Genomic DNA, 18,067 nt, shown 5'->3' with positions numbered 1-18,067 from the left:
CAGATCCGTCCTGCCCGAAGACAGACGTCACCCCCAAACCGCGTGACGCCGCATCTCCGGCGTCCACCGCATCCCACCCCGCGAACGTGACGATCGCGATCGCCCCTCTCGGTGGGGCAGGACGGAGGGGAATATAAACCTTATGGGGATGTTGTCAACGGAAGATAGGAAAAAATGTTTGGCGCTGTCTTGCCGCCCCACACTTGTCATTCCCCGGCAAACCAATTGGTTTGCCTGAGGGCGCGGGCGCACCTTCGCGCACGCGAACCCGGAATCTCAGCATGGGAGTCTCCGATCGTGCCAAACACATCGAGATTCCGGGTTCGCACTTCAGCGTCGCCGCTTGCGTGCGCCCCGGAATGACAAGTGTGGATCGGCATTCCCCGGCACAATTGGAGTGGCTGAGGTTTGCGTTCTGTCGGCTTTGCTAAGATCGCGCCCCCGGAGTTTGGGCCAACGGGGGAGCGTGCAGGCGCATAATTTCGGACGTCGCTTCGCTGGGCGCCCCGCGCTATCGTCCCTTCAGCGCGAGCTGGAAATCCTTCTCGGCCTGGGCGTCGCGTTCGTTCTTTTCCGGGCATTCGCCGGGCTCCGCCTGGCAGGGACGGATCTCATAGTCGTTGTCGAGCACGCGGCGCGGCGTCGGCTTCGAATTCTTGGCTTCGACATCGGTGACAAGGCCGCTCTCGGCGGCAAGTTTCCACACGTCGGCTTCGGTCGGATAGGATTTGCTCAGTTTCGCGTCGTCACAGAACAGTGCGTAGGGCATCGGATTGCTCCGGTAAAAATTGATAACGTTCATGGCGGCGCCGGGTTCGCCCCGACGTATTCCCAGACATTTCAAAATTGCGCGACGGCCATTCGGCTACGCCGCGAGAGCGTTCAGCTCACCATCTTGTGAGACTTGAACAGGCGGCCCTTTTCCACCACGAGGATCACTGCGAATGCAGTGAGGGTGCAAAGAAAAAGGCCGGTCGCGAACGGCAGCAGAGTGCCGTCATAGTGCTGGCCGATAACCGTGCCGATGGCGATACCCAGCAGCGTGGTCAGCGTCCCGTAGAGCGAGGAGGCCGTGCCGGCGATGTGGCCCTGCGGCTCCATCGCCAGTGCGGTGAAATTCGAGAACATCAGGCCGAAGGCAAACATCATCAGCATCGACAGCGCGATGAACAACCATAGCGGCATGAAGCCCATCGCCACGGCCAATAACATCGTCGCGCCAGCAGTGACGAAACCGAGCAGGGCGCCGTGGGAGAGTGCGCGCATGCCAAGGCGATGGACTACGCGCGAGTTGAAGAAGCTGGCCGCAGCGACGCCGAAAGCGATGGAAGCAAAGGCAAGCGGGAAATATGGCCCGAGATGAAAAATCTCGGTGAACACCTGCTGCGAGGTGAACACGAAAGCGAACAGTGCGCCCTGCAGGATGCCGGCAGCGAGGCCGTAACCGAGCGTCTGCCGATGGCTGACGGTTTGCCGATAGGCATACAGCACATCACGAATGGCGAGCGAGCGGCGTTTGGCGACCGGCAGCGTCTCCGGCATTCGCCAGGCACTCCAGGCCAGCGTCAGCAAGCCGTATAGCATCAGCACGACAAAGATGCCGCGCCATTCCGTGAGCACCATCAGGGCCTGCCCGAAAGACGGGGCGATGACCGGCACCGAAATGAAAACCATGATGGCCAGTGACATGACGCTGGCCATGCGACCGCCGGCATAGCAGTCCCGGACGATCGACACCGCGATCACGCGCGTCGCCGCGGTGCCGACGCCCTGCAGCAGGCGGGCAAGCAGTAGGATTTCGAATGACGGTGCGAACAGCGCGAGCACGCTCGCGGCGCAATAGACGGCCATTCCGCCGAGCAGGATGGGGCGCCGACCGTAGCGGTCCGACAGCGGGCCCATGGCGAATTGGGCCACGCCGAAGCCGAGCAGGAAGACCGAGAGGACGGTCTGAAGGCGGTTGGCATCAGGGACCTTGAAGGCCGCACCGATATGCGGCAGCGCCGGCAGCATGATGTCCATGGCAAGCGGATTCAGCGCCATGATCGAAGCGATCACGACGACGAATTCGCCAAATTTCATTGGGCTATGGGTCGATGACACCGCGAGGGGGGCGTCGGCGTTGATGTCGGTCACAAAGCTGTCCCTGAAAGCATTCCCGCCATTAGGGTGTTCATGCTGCGATGCACAAGTTGACTTTCGGCATGGCTGCGTCGCGGAAATCGGCTGAATTTCCCCAATTTATGAATTGATGTTCAGAGGATAGTCGGGGGCGTCGTCTCGACGGTCTCACACCCCGGATTCCGGGCTGGATCACGCAGTTTGACCCGGGTCAGGCGGATCATCTCCAGCAGGATCGCTTCACCGGTATCGGTGAGTTCGTCGGAGGTCATGCGGTGCGAGGTGGTGTCTTGTGCCAGCAGCGGCACATGGACGAAGGTCGCGAGGCGTGGCCCGTTCGGCGCGCGGGTGGCCTCGATGCTGCGCCAGGACAGGTAATTGCAGAGATAGCGGCCGGCATCGCGTGAGGGGCGCACGTCGGCGCCACTGGCGAGGGCAGCCCGGAACAGACGCGCCGTGTGCGGGCCGAACTTCTGCGCGTCGGCGCCCGGAACAATGCTGGCGCGGCGCACCGTTGTGTGGCCGGCATCGGGCCACAGCATCGACACCGCGTTGCGGGCGCGCGTCTCGATCCGGATATAGGGCGTGCGTGCGGCGAGGCCGAACATCAGCAGCGCGTCCGGACGATGGCGGGCGATCAGTTCGGGCAGTTCGCGATCGACGGTGGCATAGGTGACGTCGAAAATATGCGCGATGCGGGTGATATCCGCGAAAGCGGGGCGGCGCAGCGTTGCGAGTTTTCGCACCAGCGCCTGCGTTGGATTGAACGGCGCGCCGGGGAACGGGCCGAAGCCGGTGATGAGGATGCGTGGGGATGTACCGGGACGGTTCAACATTCGCCTCCATGATCGCGACGGCGCGCTAACCTCTCCCCGCTTGCGGGGAGAGGTCGCCTGTAACATGCGAAGCATGTGGAAGGCGGGTGAGGGGGACTCTCCACGAACTAGGAGCGAGTGGATAGTCCCCCTCACCCGTCTGGCTTCGCTGCGCTCCGCCAGCCGACCTCTCCCCGCAAGCGGGGAGAGGTTAGGGCGCGCTACCTCAACAACTCCACGATCGCTTCCGCCGCGACGGCCGGCGTCATCGTGCCATCGGCGACGTCGCGTTCGACTTGTTTGACCTTGCTGCGAATGCCGGGATCGCTGCGCAGCCGCGCCTTCAAACGATCCTCCAGCATGGTCCACATCCATTTCACCTGCTGCTCGCGGCGGCGGCCAGCGAAATCGCCGGACGCGTTCATGGCGGTGCGATGCGCGACGACCTTGTCCCAGAGCTCGGCGATACCCGTTTTGGTCAGCGCCGAATAGGTGACGACTGGCGGATGCCAGTGCTCCGAGCGCGGCGCCAGGATATGCAGCGCGCCGCGATAATCCCCAGCGGTGATATTGGCGCGCTTCAGATTGTCGCCGTCGGCCTTGTTGATGGCGATCATGTCGGCGAGTTCGATCAGGCCTTTCTTGATGCCCTGCAACTCGTCGCCGCCGCCGGGCAACATCAGTGCCAGAAAGAAGTCGGTCATGTCGCAGACCGCGGTTTCCGACTGGCCGATGCCGACGGTCTCCACCAGCACCACGTCGAAACCTGCCGCCTCACAAAGTAACATCGCCTCCCGCGTTTTCGCCGCGACGCCGCCGAGCGTGCCGGAGGACGGCGAGGGACGGATGAAGGCATTCGGGTGGGCGGACAGATCGTTCATCCGTGTCTTGTCGCCGAGGATCGAACCGCCGGTGCGCGCCGAGGAGGGATCGACGGCCAGCACCGCGACCTTGTGGCCGCGCTCGATCAGATACATGCCGAGCACATCGATGGTGGTCGACTTGCCGACGCCGGGCGAACCGGTGATGCCGACACGGAATGCCTGGCCTGTATGCGGCAGCAGCGCCTGGACGAGTTCGCGCGCCGCGGCCTGATGATCGGCGCGGCGGCTTTCCACCAGCGTGATCGCCCGCGCCAGCGCGGCGCGGCTGCCGGCGCGGAGGTCTTTGGCGAGCGCGTCGATGTCGATCGGGGCTTTCGTCACTGCGGCCCCTTGTCGTCGTCCTTCGGCCGCTCGCCGCCGAAGATCGCGCTGCCCTCGGCCGACAGATAGGGCTTGAGTTTCTCCCACGGCACGAAGGCGTCGTAATCGCCTTCGGCATAGGAGCCGACCGCATAGGGGCCGTAATGGAAGCTGAGGCCGGAGCTCTTGCCGGCCGATGTCGACGGCGCCAGCGATACCGGTCCGATCTTGAGCAGCTTTGGCTCCAGCGCATCGACGAGGCTCATGTCGGGATTGTCGTTGTCGCGCTTTTTCTTCTCGATTTTCAGATCGGCGACGACCGCATCGCGGATCGCCGTCATCGCCGGCCCGCTATCGGCGAGCTCGGTGAAGAAAGGACGAATGCTGATCATCTTGCCGACCTGCCTGTCCCACAGCAGCGTGTCATTGGCACGATTGGGATGCGCGCCGCCGGTGTAGTTGTAGTCCGCGCGAATGATGCTGACATAGCGACCCGCGACCAATGAGCTTTGCGCATAGGTTCGTTCGGATTCCCATGGCCGGTTGCGGATGTCGGCAGGGAGATCATTCATCTCCTTGCGCTGCTCGGCCAGCTCCTTGAGCGTCTTCGCAGCCCAGCCATTGCTGGCGGATGTGAGATATTTCAGCAGCGGGGCATCCGACTTGATCGCGGCATCGAAGAAGACGGCGACCTCGGTGTATTTGGCCTTGAGCTGGATGTCGGGCTTTAGCTCAGCAGCGAGGGCGGGCGCGATGCATGGCAGTGCGAGGAGCAAAGCCGCAAGCAGCGACTGATGAAAGGCACGTATAGTCATTCGCGGATGACGCTTTCAACAAAGGCTTTGAGGGGAGGCAGGTCATTCTGCACGATCTGCCAGACTTCGTCCGCATCCGTTAGATGATAAGCGTGACGGAGGTGATTTCCGAAATCATTCATTCTTCGCCAATTGATATGCGGAGCGAGAATCTTGACGTTATCCGGTAACCGCAATGACGCTTCGCAGATGATGGCAAGGAAGCGCTCTACCGCACCGCGAACAACTTCGTCTTCGGCGAACTGATCCGGCGCCATGCCGCTCGTGACGCGCTCGATGAGATGAACGCGATCAAGAATGTCTTTCAGACGATCTTCGGACGTGGGAGGCATCAAAACACCTCGATCAGATCGTCGGCCATGCGTTCCCTGATGCGAGGTGTCAATTCGGTTGGAAACATGACGTGCGGCCAAATTCCAATCGTATCCTCGATGAGATGCATGACCTTGAACAGATCGAAGCGTCGCGCTGAAGACGCTCTGTCGAACGTCTCAATCAAAATATCCAGATCGCTGTCCGGCCGTGCGTCACCGCGAACCCTAGAGCCGAACACGGCCAGCCGCGTCACGCCTTCTGCCTTGATGGCAGGCGCAATCGCTCGCAGTTTTGCGAGGATCGTCTCCAGCGGGATGTCGATCACGTCGGTCATCCCGCGATCCTACCACGTTTGCCGTGACGCTGCAGCTACGCCGCCGCCTCGCTATGGCCCAGCCGTGCATTGAGCTTGTGGATCAGCTCTTCGGCGGCCTCGGAGATCACCGTGCCGGGCGGGAAGATCGCCTCGGCGCCGGCCTTGTAGAGTTCGTCATAATCCTGCGGGGGGACGACGCCGCCGATGATGATCATGATGTCCTCGCGGCCCTGCTTCTTGAGCGCGGCCTTCAGCTCCGGCACGGCGGTGAGATGAGCGGCGGCCAGCGAGGAGAGGCCGAGAATGTGCACGTCGTTCTCGACGGCCTGCCGCGCGGCTTCATCGGCGGTCGCGAATAGCGGCCCGATATCGACGTCGAAGCCGACATCGGCAAAGGCCGAAGCGATCACCTTCTGGCCGCGGTCATGGCCGTCCTGGCCGATCTTGGCGACGAGGATACGCGGGCGGCGGCCCTCGGCGTCCTCGAAGGCGTCGATCAGCGCCTGAACCTTCTGGACCTTGTCGTTCATGGTGGACGCCTCGCGCTTGTAGACACCGGTGATGGATTTGATCTCGGCGCGGTGACGGCCGAACACTTTCTCCATCGCATCGGAAATTTCGCCGACGGTGGCCTTGGCGCGTGCGGCATCGATGGCCAGCGCCAGCAGGTTGCCGTTGCCGTCCTTGGCCGAGCGCGTCAGTGCGGCCAGTGCGGCATCGACGTCGGCCTGGCTACGCTCGCCACGCAGGCGCTTCAGCTTGTCGATCTGCAGCCGGCGCACGGTGGAGTTTTCCACCTTGAGCACGTCGAGCGCTTCTTCATTCTCCGGCTTGTACTTGTTGACGCCGATCACCGCCTGACGGCCGGCATCGATGCGTGCCTGCGTCTTGGCCGAGGCTTCCTCGATGCGCAGCTTCGGCACGCCGGCCTCGATGGCCTTGGCCATGCCGCCGAGTTCTTCCACTTCCTGGATGTGCGCCCAGGCCTTGGTGGCGAGATCGTGGGTGAGACGTTCGACGTAATAGGAGCCGCCCCATGGATCGATGATGCGGTTGGTGCCGGTTTCCTGCTGCAGGAACAGCTGCGTGTTGCGGGCGATGCGCGCGGAGAAGTCGGTCGGCAGCGCCAATGCTTCGTCGAGCGCGTTGGTGTGCAGCGACTGGGTGTGGCCCTGTGTCGCCGCCATCGCCTCGATGGTGGTGCGCATCACGTTGTTGTAGACGTCCTGCGCGGTCAGCGACCAGCCCGAGGTCTGGCAATGGGTGCGCAGCGACAGCGATTTCGGGTCCTTCGGATTGAACTGCGTCAGGAGCTTGGCCCACAGCAGCCGCGCGGCGCGCATCTTGGCGACTTCCATGAAGAAGTTCATGCCGATCGCCCAGAAGAACGACAGCCGCGGCGCAAAGCGGTCGACGTCGATACCTGCGGCGAGACCGGCACGGAGATATTCGACGCCGTCGGCCAGCGTATAGGCGAGTTCGAGATCCTGCGTCGCGCCGGCTTCCTGCATGTGATAGCCGGAGATCGAAATCGAATTGTACTTGGGCATCTTCTGTGAGGTGTAGGCGAAGATGTCGGAGATGATCCGCATCGAGGGCGTCGGCGGGTAGATATAGGTGTTGCGCACCATGAACTCCTTCAGAATGTCATTCTGAATCGTTCCGGTCAGCTTCTCCGGCGGCACGCCCTGTTCTTCGGCGGCGGCGACATAGAGCGCGAGGATTGGCAGCACCGCGCCGTTCATGGTCATCGACACGCTCATCTGGTCGAGCGGAATACCGGCGAACAACGTGCGCATGTCATAGATCGAGTCGATCGCCACGCCGGCCATGCCGACGTCGCCCGACACGCGCGGATGATCCGAGTCATAGCCGCGATGGGTGGCGAGATCGAACGCGACCGAGAGGCCCTTCTGGCCGGCGGCGAGGTTGCGGCGATAGAAGGCGTTGGAATCTTCCGCGGTGGAGAACCCGGCATATTGCCGGATCGTCCAGGGCTGGTTGACATACATGGTCGGGTAGGGGCCGCGCAGGAATGGCGCGATGCCGGGATAGGTATCGAGGAAATCGATGCCCTTGACGTCATCCTCGCCGTAACCCGGCTTCACCAGGATGCCTTCGGGCGTCAACCATGGTTCGCCCTGCGATGGCGCACCGGCGGCGATGGGCGAGAAAGCGATGTTGGTGAAGTCAGGAATCTTGGTCATGGTCGTTTCTCGAATTCTCGATTGCGTTCGATGAGTCTCTGAACGTTCTTCTTGTAGGTCGGGTCGTCTGACGGGGGCGTTTCAGTTTTCCGCCAGAGTACCACGTCAAACACTTTTTCAAGCACCTTGGCGATCGGCCACATCAGCAAGTCGAATAGCAAACTGCCCATGCGCGCGATCCTTGTTGAAACACGCTATCTCAATCATGATCCGGATGCTGATAGCTGAACACTTCCGCGCATTTCTCCGGTCCGAAATTCTGCATCGTCGTCTTGCTCGGCAGGTTCGACACGTTGCCGACCCAGCCCAGGCGTGACTCCGTGCCGAATTGCTGCGTCGGCACCACGCGGTCCGGCCGGTCGAAGGCGCCGGTCATGATCTCGATCTTGGGGCCGCCGATCGCGCGATAGCTCAGCGGCGTGCCGCATTTGGCGCAGAAGTCGCGTTCCGCAATCGACGATGACTTGAACGCCGCCGGCTTGCCGCGGGTCCACGCAAAGTTCTCGTTCGGGATATCGGCGAGCGAGGCGAATGGCGCGCCGGTGGCCTTCTGGCACATCCGGCAATGGCAGATGCTGACCCGGGTCGGCGCAGCCGACAGCGCAAAGCGGATCGCGCCGCATTGGCAGCCGCCGGTCAGCGCGGGTTTGCTCGCCGTTGCCGTCATGGCTTACTCCATCAGGCCGAATTTAGTAGATCATGGGCCTGCACCAGCATCGCCAGCGCATCGCCGCCGACAATGATAAAATCCCTAACGCCTGCGTCGCGCAAGGGCGCCTCGAGGTCGCCGGGCCGGCCTGCCAGATAGATATGCTTCGCGCCGGCGGCCTGAAGCGCTTTTGCTGCGGGCGCGGCCTGGCCGGCATAGAGCTTGTCGGACGAGCAGATACATACCAGCGCGGCACCGGAGGCCTTCCAGGCCTTGGCGAGTACGGCTGGATCGGAGAAACCGTCGCTGTCGAGGGCTTCGATGCCGCCGGTCTCGAAGAAGCTCTTGGCGAAGGTCGCGCGTGCCGTGAAATCGGCGGGCGTGCCGAGATTGGCGAGGAAGACCTTCGGACGGGCACCCTTGCGCGCCAGCAGATGATCCGACTTGTCGCGCAGTGCCTCGAAGGGCGAGGCCAGCCGGATCGGTTCCAGCGGGTTGAACTTGATCTTGTCCTTGCCATAGGGCTTGCCGGGGATCGGCTTGACCTTCAGCACGGTGGCGCGGGCCTCATGCAGGTTCGGGAATTCGCTGGCGCCGGTGAGCACTTCGCGGCGCTTGGCGACGCTGGCCTGACGTGCAGCGCGGGTGGCGGCGACCTTCGGCTGGATCACATTGTTGCCAAGCGCCGGGAAGGCGCCGCCGGCTTTTTCGATGTCCTGGAACTGCGCCCATGCGGCGTCGCACAGTTCGCGCGTCAGCGCCTCGATGCCGCCGGCGCCGGCGGCGGGATCGGTGACCTTGGCGAGATTGGACTCTTCCAGCAGCACCAGTTGGGTGTTGCGCGCAGCACGGCGCGCGAAACCGTCGGGCAGGCCGAGCGCCAGCGTATGCGGCAGCACGCAGATGGAGTTGGCGCCGCCGAGACCGGCAGCGAATGTCGCCATGGTGGCGCGCAACATGTTCACATAGGGATCGCGCTGCGTGAGCATACGCCATGCGGTATCGGCAGCGATGAACAGCGGCTTCGGCGCGAGGCCACAGCTTTCCTCGATGCGCGCCCACAAGAGGCGCAGCGCGCGGAATTTCGCCATGGTGAGAAACTGGTCGGCATCGGCGGCAAGTCGCGCATAGACCATGCTGCGGGCCGTCTCGAGCGGAATATTGTGGTCTTCCATCGCGCGCAGATAGGACACCATCACCGCGAGGACGTAGGACAGTTCCTGCACTTCGGAGCCGCCGGCATCGTGGATGATGCGGCCGTCGGCGACGGCGAACGGGCCCTTGAAGCCTTGCGCGGCGAGCTTCTTGATGGTGTCGGTGACGGCCGGCGCCATCTCCCACCAGTTATAGGCGCTGGTGCCCCATACGGCGGTGGCGCCGATGGGATCGAGGCCAAAGCGGATATCGCATGTGGCGGGATCGATGCCCTTCGTCTTGATGTAATCGGCCAGATGCGTCACGGCCATGCGCGACTGCGGGCCGGCATGGAGTTCGATGCCGATCCCGGCGTCGAGATAGATGCCGTCGAACAGCGTCTCGATGGTGTCGGGCGAGGCGACGAGGCCGAAGCCCCGCGCGCCATTGGCGCCTTCGAACACCAGCGTGAGACCAGTGGCGCCGTTTTCGAGATCGTGCAGCGCCTGCTTGTTCGATTTCGCGGCATCCGGATGGTCGATCCGCTGCATGATCTGCCATGGCGCGGCAGCCGGCCGGCTGGCAATCGGCGCCGCATCCCGGGCGCGCGGATAGATCGGCTGGATCTTGACGCCGTCATAGGTCTTGCTGATCAGCTTCTCGAACGGCGCGCCTTTCAGCACGCCATCGACGAGCTTGCGCCAGTCATCGTAACTCGCAGGCGCAAAATCGGCGGCCAGCCGCAGGTCGTCAGTCGCAGTCGACATTGAGGAACTTCACTCCCGGTATTGCTTCGTGGTTGAGCCGGAAAATGCCATGCCGAGAAGGGGTTGCCAATGCCTGTTCGGGCATGGCCCTGCGCGGAATTGGCGCTTTCTTCCCTCTCCCCGCAATGCGGGGAGAGGGTGGCGTCGCGCAGCGACGACGGGTGAGGGGCGGGGCACCGAGCTAAACCAATCTGGTCGGAGCGGATCGCACGGTGGGATCCGCGAATGACGTCGTGACGATAGGGCGGCGCGCTGCCCCTCACCCGCCGCGAAGGCGCGGCGACCTCTCCCCGCCTAGCGAAGCTTCGCTTCGCACGGGGGCGGGGAGAGGTTAGAGGGCCGGCGCTCAATCCAGATCCGGCAACTTCTCGATGCCGTCGGTTGAAAGCGCCTTCAGATGCTCGGCAACGGTCTTGCCGGATATCACCCGGTTCGGGGCGATCTCTGTCTGTGATCTGACGACGGACCGTCGGAGTTTCGGGCCGGCCTGAGCAGCACCGCACGGCAAGGCTCAACTTTCAGCCGCCCCAGCAATTGCTGGAGCGGCTTGTCTTGAAGCAGTCAGTTGTAGCGCTCGCTATTTACCACTGATAGCGCGCGACGCCCTTGCCGGCATAGGAGCGGGTGACGTCGGAGAACTCGCCTTCGAAGATCGCCGAGAGCGAGAAGCCGCTGCGCCACTTCACCTCGGCGGAGGCCGTGGTCAATGCGGCATCGCTGGACTGCTGTGCGCCGTTGACGGTGAACGATGCGCCGGGCACCGACTGGAATGTGGCGGCGACGCTGCGGTCGGGATTGAACTCATGCGCCCAGGCGAAGCGGCTGCGCAGCGTCAGGATCGTGTCCGTCAGCGCGTAGGATTTGTCGGTGCGGACACCGAGTTCGCTGCGCGTCGAGGTGATGTCCCTGGCGGCATAGTTCAGCGCGAACACGCCAGGACCGGACAGTGCCTGCTCGCGATAGGCCGGCAGATCGAACGCCGTCACCTGCACGGCGGCGTAGGGCGTGGCGCCCATGCCCATCCACGGTGTCACATAGCGGGTGCCGCCTTCGAGGCGTCCGGAGAACGCATTGACGTTGAAGCGCGCCTGCAACTGGTCGATGCCGGCGACGTTGCGCTCCGTCGTCACATTCTGCCACGCATAGCTCAGCGCGGCGGAGAGGTAGCTGGTCCCGACGGTGTGGCGCACGAAGCCACCGACCTGGAACAGATCCGACCGGCCGCTGCCGCCATTGGCGACCGAGAAGGTGGTGCCGCCGCCGGACATGGCGAAGCCCGCCAGCGTGTTCGGTGAGACGCGATAATCAGCGCCGACCGCCGCGCCGTAGATGCGGCTGGTGGATGTGCTCGATCCCGTCGCGGCATTGCCGTCCGTGGTCTGCGAACCGCCAAAGCCGGTCGCCCATACGTTCCAGCGCTGCGCGAACGGATCGGCCTTGACCGACATCGCCTTGGTGAACATCGCATAGGCGCTGCGCGGAGAATGCTCCTCGGCATAGGACGAGACGCCCCCCGCCGATGGCGAGACGTCATCGTTTCGGCCCGCCGCGAACGGATCGGTCATCACGTCCATGAACAGGTTCATCGCATCGAAGGTCGTCTGTTGCGATCCAACCGACGTTTCACCGGACGCCTGCGACAGACCGGCCGGCGTCAGCGCGCCGAACGCGATCGGGATTGCTCCGCCTGCATTGAAGACGTTGATCACGGCATTGGCCGCGTTGCGCTGGTTCTGGTTCAGCGGCGTAAAGACCGGAGCCGAAGGACCTGTCGGCGTATAGTTCAGCGCCAGGTTGAGATACACGTTGTTGGCGTCGTAGCCGAGCGAGGTATGGAAGTTCGTCGGCAGGTTGGTGGTCTTCACCGCCGGGTCGAAGGTGCCCGATCGACCGTCGGTCGTGGTCAGAATCGTGTAGGTCTTGCTGATATAGCTGCCATTGGCGAATACGGCATTCACCGTCGCGCCGCTGTCGATCGTCACAGTGCCGGGCGACGTGTGTCCAGCGATCACCTTGGCAAAGGATGCCGTCGATGGATCGATCATCACGCTGTAGATGGCGCCGGCCTGGAAGGCGAGCGAGCCCTCGACGGTGGTAAAGCTTCCCGCCGTGCCATCACCGGGCTTGAAAGTGCCGCCGTTGTAAATGGTGACGAAAGGCGGATCGATAATGCCGGATCCTGTCAGTGTGGCGCCATCGTACACGCCCACTGACGAGGTACCAGTGATCGTTCCCCGCACATCGAGCGTGCCGCGATTCACAACAGTGGCGCCGCTATAGCTGTTGGTGCCCAGCAGCGTCGTCGTGCCATCCATCGTGGTCAGGCTGGCGGTGCCGCCGAGATCCTTGATGGTGCCGCCGTACGAGGAGATGGACGCATTCAGATTCCCGTTCTGAAGCATGCCGCGGTAGAGATACACGCTGGATTGCGTCTGGGTGGTGCCGCCGAGATCGAGCGTGCCGCCATCGACGGTCGTCGTACTGGTTGCATCGCCCAACGTACCGGCCCCGGAAAGCATCAGCGTGCCGTCGCGCAGGGTCGTGCCCCCGGAATAGGTATTGGCGGCGGTGAAGACAAGCGTGTCTGTCCCGCCCTTGGTGATACTTCCGGCTCCGGTGATGACGTTACCGATGACCGTACCGCCCGGCAGGCCGGATGCACCTAACAGCCACAATTCTGCGGTGGATTCGAGGTTGATGTTGCCGATCAATTGCGACGTCGGTCCGGTAAAGCGCAAGGTATTGCTGCCATCCGTAAAGTTGATGGCGTTCGCGCGTGTCGCGAAATCGCCATTCATGCCCCCGATGATGAAGCCGCCAGCGAGCATCGTGACGCCCATCGACGCGCCCTCCAAGCCGGCCCCGCCGAGACCCGCGACGCCGCCATTCGAGCCTGCAGCACCGCCGTTGCCGCCGAGGACTGTGCCGCTGATCATCAACTCTGCCTGAGCGTATAAGGTGTAATTCGAGAAAGACAGTCCGACACCGCCGTTGCCGCCGTTGCCGGAAAACGCCCCTCCGGCACCGCCGTTACCGCCCGTTACCGCAGCGCCGATCGTGAACCACGCCGTACTGGCGGCATTGCTCGTGAGGAACAGTCCAATGCCGCCGCTGCCGCCGCTGCCGCCGCTCAAGTGGGCGCTGGCGTAACCGTCACCGCCAGCTCCACCATTGCCGCCCGTCACGTTAGTCGACAGCACGTCCGTCACATAGGAGCTGTATCTGGTGACGACAGCGCCATAACCACCGGCGCCGCCGCCCCCGGCAGTCGGGTTAACCCAGGATGGACCTGCATTGGCTAGGCCTCCGTTGCCGCCATCGCCGCCTTTGACAACCGATGTCGGCAAAGCGCTCCCGACAAAGCCATGCGCGCCGCCGCCGCCACCGCTTCCAGAACCGTTGGGGCCTGTCGAGCCATCACCGCCATTTGCTCCAGGAGTAGAACCTCCTGCGCCCCCCGGTGCGTTGTCCATGCCCCAGCCGCCTCGCCCGCCGGTCGCTCCAGCGCCGCCGCCGCCGGCGCCGCAGCAATCCGGAGCGTCTTCGCCGTCGTCACCGCTCGCTCCGGGGGCTGTCTGGTCGCTGCCTCCGTGAGCGCCATCCAGAAAAACTCCGTCTCCGTTTCTGTCCCAGCGTCCCGATGCGCCGCCTCCAGCGAATGCGGGCGCGGTGAGCGCCGTGCTGAAAAGGAGAGCGGCCGCAAAGCCGCTGATGCGAAGGGTCTGGTGAATGGCTTTGTCAGCGTCCAGAACCATTACTCGAAATGTCGAAATCCCCATGCCTTACCTCAATCGTGTTGACGCGCTCCGCATCCGCGAGCGTCCCCTTGAATCGGAATTTTCGATTCCGACTCGACTGAAGTCTGCTTACCCTCCGTCATGGAAAATTTGTCCGGCGTTGTGATCGCGCGTTGTAAATGCATGTAAAGACGCCGGTCGTCTCTGCTCGTCATCCCCATCATTGTGAATGCGATTGCATGCCGGTACTTGTGCCGCTGGCGGCTGCGTGTTTCACAGCGACTTGCGTCTGCTTCTCGAACATAGTGCGCATGTCAAAGGCCGCTCGTGGCAAAGCCCTGTCTGACCTTCATGCGATGTCGATCATTTCGGAATACGTTCCCGCAGGAGAGAAGCAGGATTCGTATTCTCTCCGGCCTGAACGCTCGCAGCCCTTGCAAGCGCGTATGGTGACCGGCCTGCTATCCGTTTTGGCCGCGCATATGCGCTGCGCCGCTATTTATGTGCTGGTGTCCGTCGCACTCATCGCAGGATCGTCGTCTTGCAGTTTCGCAGCCGCTGTCGAAGACGGCGTCGATCTGGCGCGCGTCACAGATCATCTGTCGCTGGAGCAGTCGCTGTCATTTCTCGAAGATCGCGACGGATATCTCTCCGCTGGAGAAGCGCTCAGGCATTCGGGATGGGTTGCAGCGTCACTGCGAACGCTGACCCAGGGTTTCACAAGCTCTGCCTTCTGGCTGCGCGACACATTTTATAACAGCAGCGATCAACCGGTTACGCGGTGGCTGTCCGTGGGCGTCGTGCGGCTGGAGGATGTGCGCTATTTCCGCTTCGCCCCCGGTGAGGAGAAGCCCTCCGAAATACTGCTTGCCGGCACTCGAACGCCTCTCGACGGCCGTCCGGTCAGAGCGGCGCGGTCCGTATTTCCCGTCACGCTCGCGCCTGGCGAACGGATGATCGTCGCGCTGCGCGTGCAAAGCCGCTCTTCTGTCAGCATCGAGGCCAGCCTGTGGAGCCCGGCCAGCTATCAGGAGGCGGACGCATCCGATCTGCTCATCGAGATGCTGCTCGTAGGATCGATGGGCACCATGGCGCTCTTTAGCCTAGTGCTGGGCCTGGCCCGGCGCGATCGCGTGTTCCTGGCGCTTGCCGCCGGTGCCATCGCCGAAATCACTTACGATATGGCCTTTCAGGGCTTCCTATATCGTTTCATCCTGACAGATGGCGGGGACATCGTCTTGCGTGCGCCGGGCGTCCTCGGCCCGATTGCACACGTGCTTCTTTGCACGATGGCATCGATGTTCATCGGAATCGATCGCATCGCCATTTGGTGGAGAACGCTCTGCACCTTCAGTGCCATCCTGCTGGCAGGCTCCTTGTTCGCTGCGTTTGGCGACTACAGAACCACAGTTCCTATCACGACGGTGCTACACATCGCTTATGAAGCCTTATGGATCATCGCCGTGCTGGACAGCTGGCGCCGCGGCTTCGGCAATTCCCGGCTGGTTCTGCTTGCAAGCGGCCCCGCAGCCGTCAGGTTCTTTCTGTATCTGGGACATCTTCTCGGCATCTGGCCAGCATCCTGGTCCGTGGGATCGGAGATCACCTGGAACAATCTATCCATCATGCTTTTGCTCATTCTCATTGCGATCGGACGCCTCCGCGAAATAGAAAGCGCCAGAGACAAGGCACAGCAGGATCTGGTGGCCTTCCAGGAACAAGAACGAGAGCGTCTGCAGCGCGCGGTCGATGAACGTACGCGTGAACTTCAGACTGCGCTCGTTGCAGCAGGCGAGGCCAATCGCGCCAAGTCGGATTTTCTTGCAGTTATGAGTCACGAAATCCGCACGCCGATGAACGGAATGCTCGGCGCCATCCATCTGCTCAAATCGATGCCGCTGCAAGGCAAGGTGCGTACCGCCGTGAACGTCGCGGAACGCACCGGCGCCGCAATGCTCGCGATCATCGGCGGCATTCTCGACTTCGCGAAAATCTCCGACAGCAAGCTGGAAACCAGCTACGCAGCTTTCGATCTTCGCGCGCTGCTTGCTGATGTTCTGGCGATCATGAGCCTGCGCGCGGAGCAGAAGACTATATCGCTCAAACTTGTCGTCGATCAGGTTTTGCCCGCAACCGTGATGGGAGATGCTGATCTTCTTCGGCAGATTCTGCTCAACCTCGTCGGCAACGCTGTCAAATTCACCGAGACTGGCGAGATTCGCTTGTCCGCTGCGCCGGATGCGATCCATGTGGACTGGATCCGATTAGAGGTCGCAGACACTGGCATCGGTATTCCCCGGGACAGGCTGGGCCGGTTGTTCGAGCCCTTCGTACAAGCCGATTCCTCGATCGCCCGACGATTCGGCGGTACCGGCCTCGGTCTGGCGATCTGTTGGCGGCTGACCGAAGCAATGGGAGGCTGCATCACGGCGGATAGCCAGCCGGGGCAGGGCAGCAGGTTTCAGGTCCGATTGCCATTGCCACCGACGGATGCAGGCGAGATCGACATCCAGGCTGCTCCCCAACGGGACGATGCCATACGCAAAACTCTCAGCGTTCTTGTCGTCGACGACGACGAGAACAATCGGTTCGTCCTCTCCGGCTTGCTCGACGTGAAGGGGCATCGTGTCAGGGAAGCCGCGGACGGTGTACAGGCGCTGGCGCTATTAACCGAGCAGCCGGTGGACGTGGTACTCGTCGATCTCGAAATGCCTGGCCTGAGCGGAATAGAACTGGTTCGATACATTCGTACCCTGGGCGGAAAAGGTGCGACTGTTCCGATCGTTGCCATTACCGCCAATGTCACGGCGGGCGTGGTCGAGCGTTGCGTGCAGGCGGGGATGGATGGCTACCTGTCCAAGCCGATCATGCCCGAGGACCTGCAGCGGACGATCGAGGCGGTCTGTGCGGGACGGCCGCTTGTTCAGTCCGGCTCGCAAATGCACCGGGACGATTTCCTGGCATCCTTGCAGGGAGAACTCGGAGCAGCAACCGTTGAACAACTCATCGGGCAAGCCCTGGCGGCCGTGGAACGGAGCACGGCAACGATCGAGGCTTCCATACAAAGCGGTGACCGGCGGGCCACCCGCCGTGCTGCACATCAGTTGGCTGGGGCGGCGGGGCTTGCCGGACTGATACCATTGAGCGCGGCCGCTGCGACGCTGGAAAATCGGCTAGCTCAATCGTCGACAGTAGAGGACGCGGACATCCATGCTACGCTTGCCTTGGCGGAACGCGCTGTCGCAAATCTCCGAGGCCTTCAATCCGGACTGCTGCACAAGCGATAGCCGACGCCGGGTACGGTGACGATCAAACGGGGCATACGCGAAGGATCGCCTAGTTTGCGCCGCAGGCTGCTGACAACCACGTCCACCATGCGCGACGACTCACTGCTGCTGTCGGACCCGATCGCATCCAGCAGACGCGCACGCGATATCGTACGCCCTTCGGCGATCAGCAGCGCTGCCAGCACATCGAATTCAGCGGGTGTCAAGGGAAGGGGGTGCCCTTGTGGGTTCGTCAAGATGCGGGCACCGTTATCGAGCGACCATCCTTCAAATCGAATTGGCGCGCTCTTCCCACTATTTCTGCCCAGCAGTCTCATCAGGCTGGCGATGAGTTGTCGTGGGTGGAACGGCTTCACCAGATAGTCGTCGACCCCCAGCTCAGCCGCGACGTTACGGCTGGCGGCAGAGCTGTCCCGCGTGGTGATGCAGATCGGTATATTCAGCCGTGTCCGGAGCTGTCGGAGGAGAGCGAGCCCCTCTTCATCGGGAAGACCAAGATCGAGAGCGATTGCATCGATCGGTTGCCCAGGCAATCGCAACGCTGCACGCATTTCGGCTGCAGTCGATACGACGGTCACCGAGATGCCCTCCTTCTCCAGATACGCAGCGAGAAGCGTCTGCACAAAGACTTCGTCTTCGACGAGAAGGACTGACGGACGCCGCTCGGCCATATTCTACGTACCTAACCTCCAGCAGAGGAGGATATCTTCATTTGTGCCC

The 18,067-nt window shown here is 62.7% G+C and carries 14 protein-coding genes; 1 reads left to right on the top strand and 13 read right to left on the bottom strand.

The features are described from left to right. Positions 1–511: 511 nt before the first annotated feature. The 12 genes from HP556_RS14725 to HP556_RS14670 form a co-directional block, all read right to left on the bottom strand. Positions 512–769 (bottom strand): hypothetical protein, encoded by a 258-nt coding sequence (locus HP556_RS14725; protein WP_093759161.1) that lies wholly within the window; start codon positions 767–769, stop codon positions 512–514. Between the two features lie 113 nt (positions 770–882). After that, positions 883–2,136 (bottom strand): multidrug effflux MFS transporter, encoded by a 1,254-nt coding sequence (locus HP556_RS14720; protein WP_338117570.1) that lies wholly within the window; start codon positions 2,134–2,136, stop codon positions 883–885. Positions 2,137–2,255: 119 nt separating this feature from the next. After that, positions 2,256–2,957, bottom strand: coding sequence for a pyroglutamyl-peptidase I (locus HP556_RS14715; RefSeq protein ID WP_175367512.1), 702 nt, complete (start codon positions 2,955–2,957; stop codon positions 2,256–2,258). A 200-nt stretch (positions 2,958–3,157) separates the two neighbouring features. Further along, positions 3,158–4,141: a methylmalonyl Co-A mutase-associated GTPase MeaB gene (gene meaB, locus HP556_RS14710; protein ID WP_175367511.1), complete on the bottom strand. Its 984-nt coding sequence runs from the start codon at positions 4,139–4,141 to the stop codon at positions 3,158–3,160. Continuing rightward, a complete protein-coding gene (locus tag HP556_RS14705) occupies positions 4,138–4,935 on the bottom strand; it encodes a DUF3298 and DUF4163 domain-containing protein (protein WP_175367510.1) in 798 nt (265 codons plus the stop codon). Before HP556_RS14705 ends, meaB begins: the two co-directional genes overlap by 4 nt. After that, positions 4,932–5,348: a HepT-like ribonuclease domain-containing protein gene (locus HP556_RS14700; protein ID WP_244628478.1), complete on the bottom strand. Its 417-nt coding sequence runs from the start codon at positions 5,346–5,348 to the stop codon at positions 4,932–4,934. The genes HP556_RS14705 and HP556_RS14700 overlap by 4 nt, the downstream gene beginning before the upstream one ends. Then, positions 5,267–5,584: a nucleotidyltransferase family protein gene (locus HP556_RS14695; protein WP_093759043.1), complete on the bottom strand. Its 318-nt coding sequence runs from the start codon at positions 5,582–5,584 to the stop codon at positions 5,267–5,269. The genes HP556_RS14700 and HP556_RS14695 overlap by 82 nt, the downstream gene beginning before the upstream one ends. A 35-nt stretch (positions 5,585–5,619) precedes the next feature. Then, positions 5,620–7,773, bottom strand: coding sequence for a methylmalonyl-CoA mutase (gene scpA / locus HP556_RS14690; RefSeq protein ID WP_175367509.1), 2,154 nt, complete (start codon positions 7,771–7,773; stop codon positions 5,620–5,622). Further along, positions 7,770–7,943 carry a hypothetical protein gene (locus tag HP556_RS14685; protein WP_170849709.1) on the bottom strand — a complete coding sequence of 58 codons (174 nt, stop codon included), beginning with the start codon at positions 7,941–7,943 and terminating at the stop codon, positions 7,770–7,772. Before HP556_RS14685 ends, scpA begins: the two co-directional genes overlap by 4 nt. A 29-nt stretch (positions 7,944–7,972) precedes the next feature. Continuing rightward, positions 7,973–8,440 (bottom strand): GFA family protein, encoded by a 468-nt coding sequence (locus tag HP556_RS14680; protein ID WP_093759041.1) that lies wholly within the window; start codon positions 8,438–8,440, stop codon positions 7,973–7,975. An 11-nt stretch (positions 8,441–8,451) separates the two neighbouring features. After that, on the bottom strand, positions 8,452–10,323 hold the full coding sequence (locus tag HP556_RS14675; protein WP_175367508.1) for a methylmalonyl-CoA mutase subunit beta: 1,872 nt from the start codon (positions 10,321–10,323) through the stop codon (positions 8,452–8,454). Positions 10,324–10,904: 581 nt separating this feature from the next. After that, positions 10,905–13,670, bottom strand: a complete 2,766-nt coding sequence (locus HP556_RS14670; protein WP_175367507.1) for an autotransporter domain-containing protein — start codon at positions 13,668–13,670, stop codon at positions 10,905–10,907. A gap of 701 nt (positions 13,671–14,371) precedes the next feature. On the opposite strand from HP556_RS14670, the gene HP556_RS14665 reads away from it, so the two are divergent. After that, positions 14,372–17,347, top strand: coding sequence for a hybrid sensor histidine kinase/response regulator (locus HP556_RS14665; protein ID WP_175367506.1), 2,976 nt, complete (start codon positions 14,372–14,374; stop codon positions 17,345–17,347). Here HP556_RS14665 and HP556_RS14660 read toward each other — a convergent pair. Next, positions 17,320–18,018 (bottom strand): response regulator transcription factor, encoded by a 699-nt coding sequence (locus tag HP556_RS14660; RefSeq protein WP_175367505.1) that lies wholly within the window; start codon positions 18,016–18,018, stop codon positions 17,320–17,322. The two genes, HP556_RS14665 and HP556_RS14660, sit on opposite strands and share 28 nt — an antisense overlap. Positions 18,019–18,067 lie beyond the last annotated feature (49 nt).

The organism is Tardiphaga robiniae (assembly GCF_013359755.1).
GTDB lineage: Bacteria > Pseudomonadota > Alphaproteobacteria > Rhizobiales > Xanthobacteraceae > Tardiphaga > Tardiphaga robiniae.
This window is presented reverse-complemented; position numbering and strand designations above follow the sequence as displayed.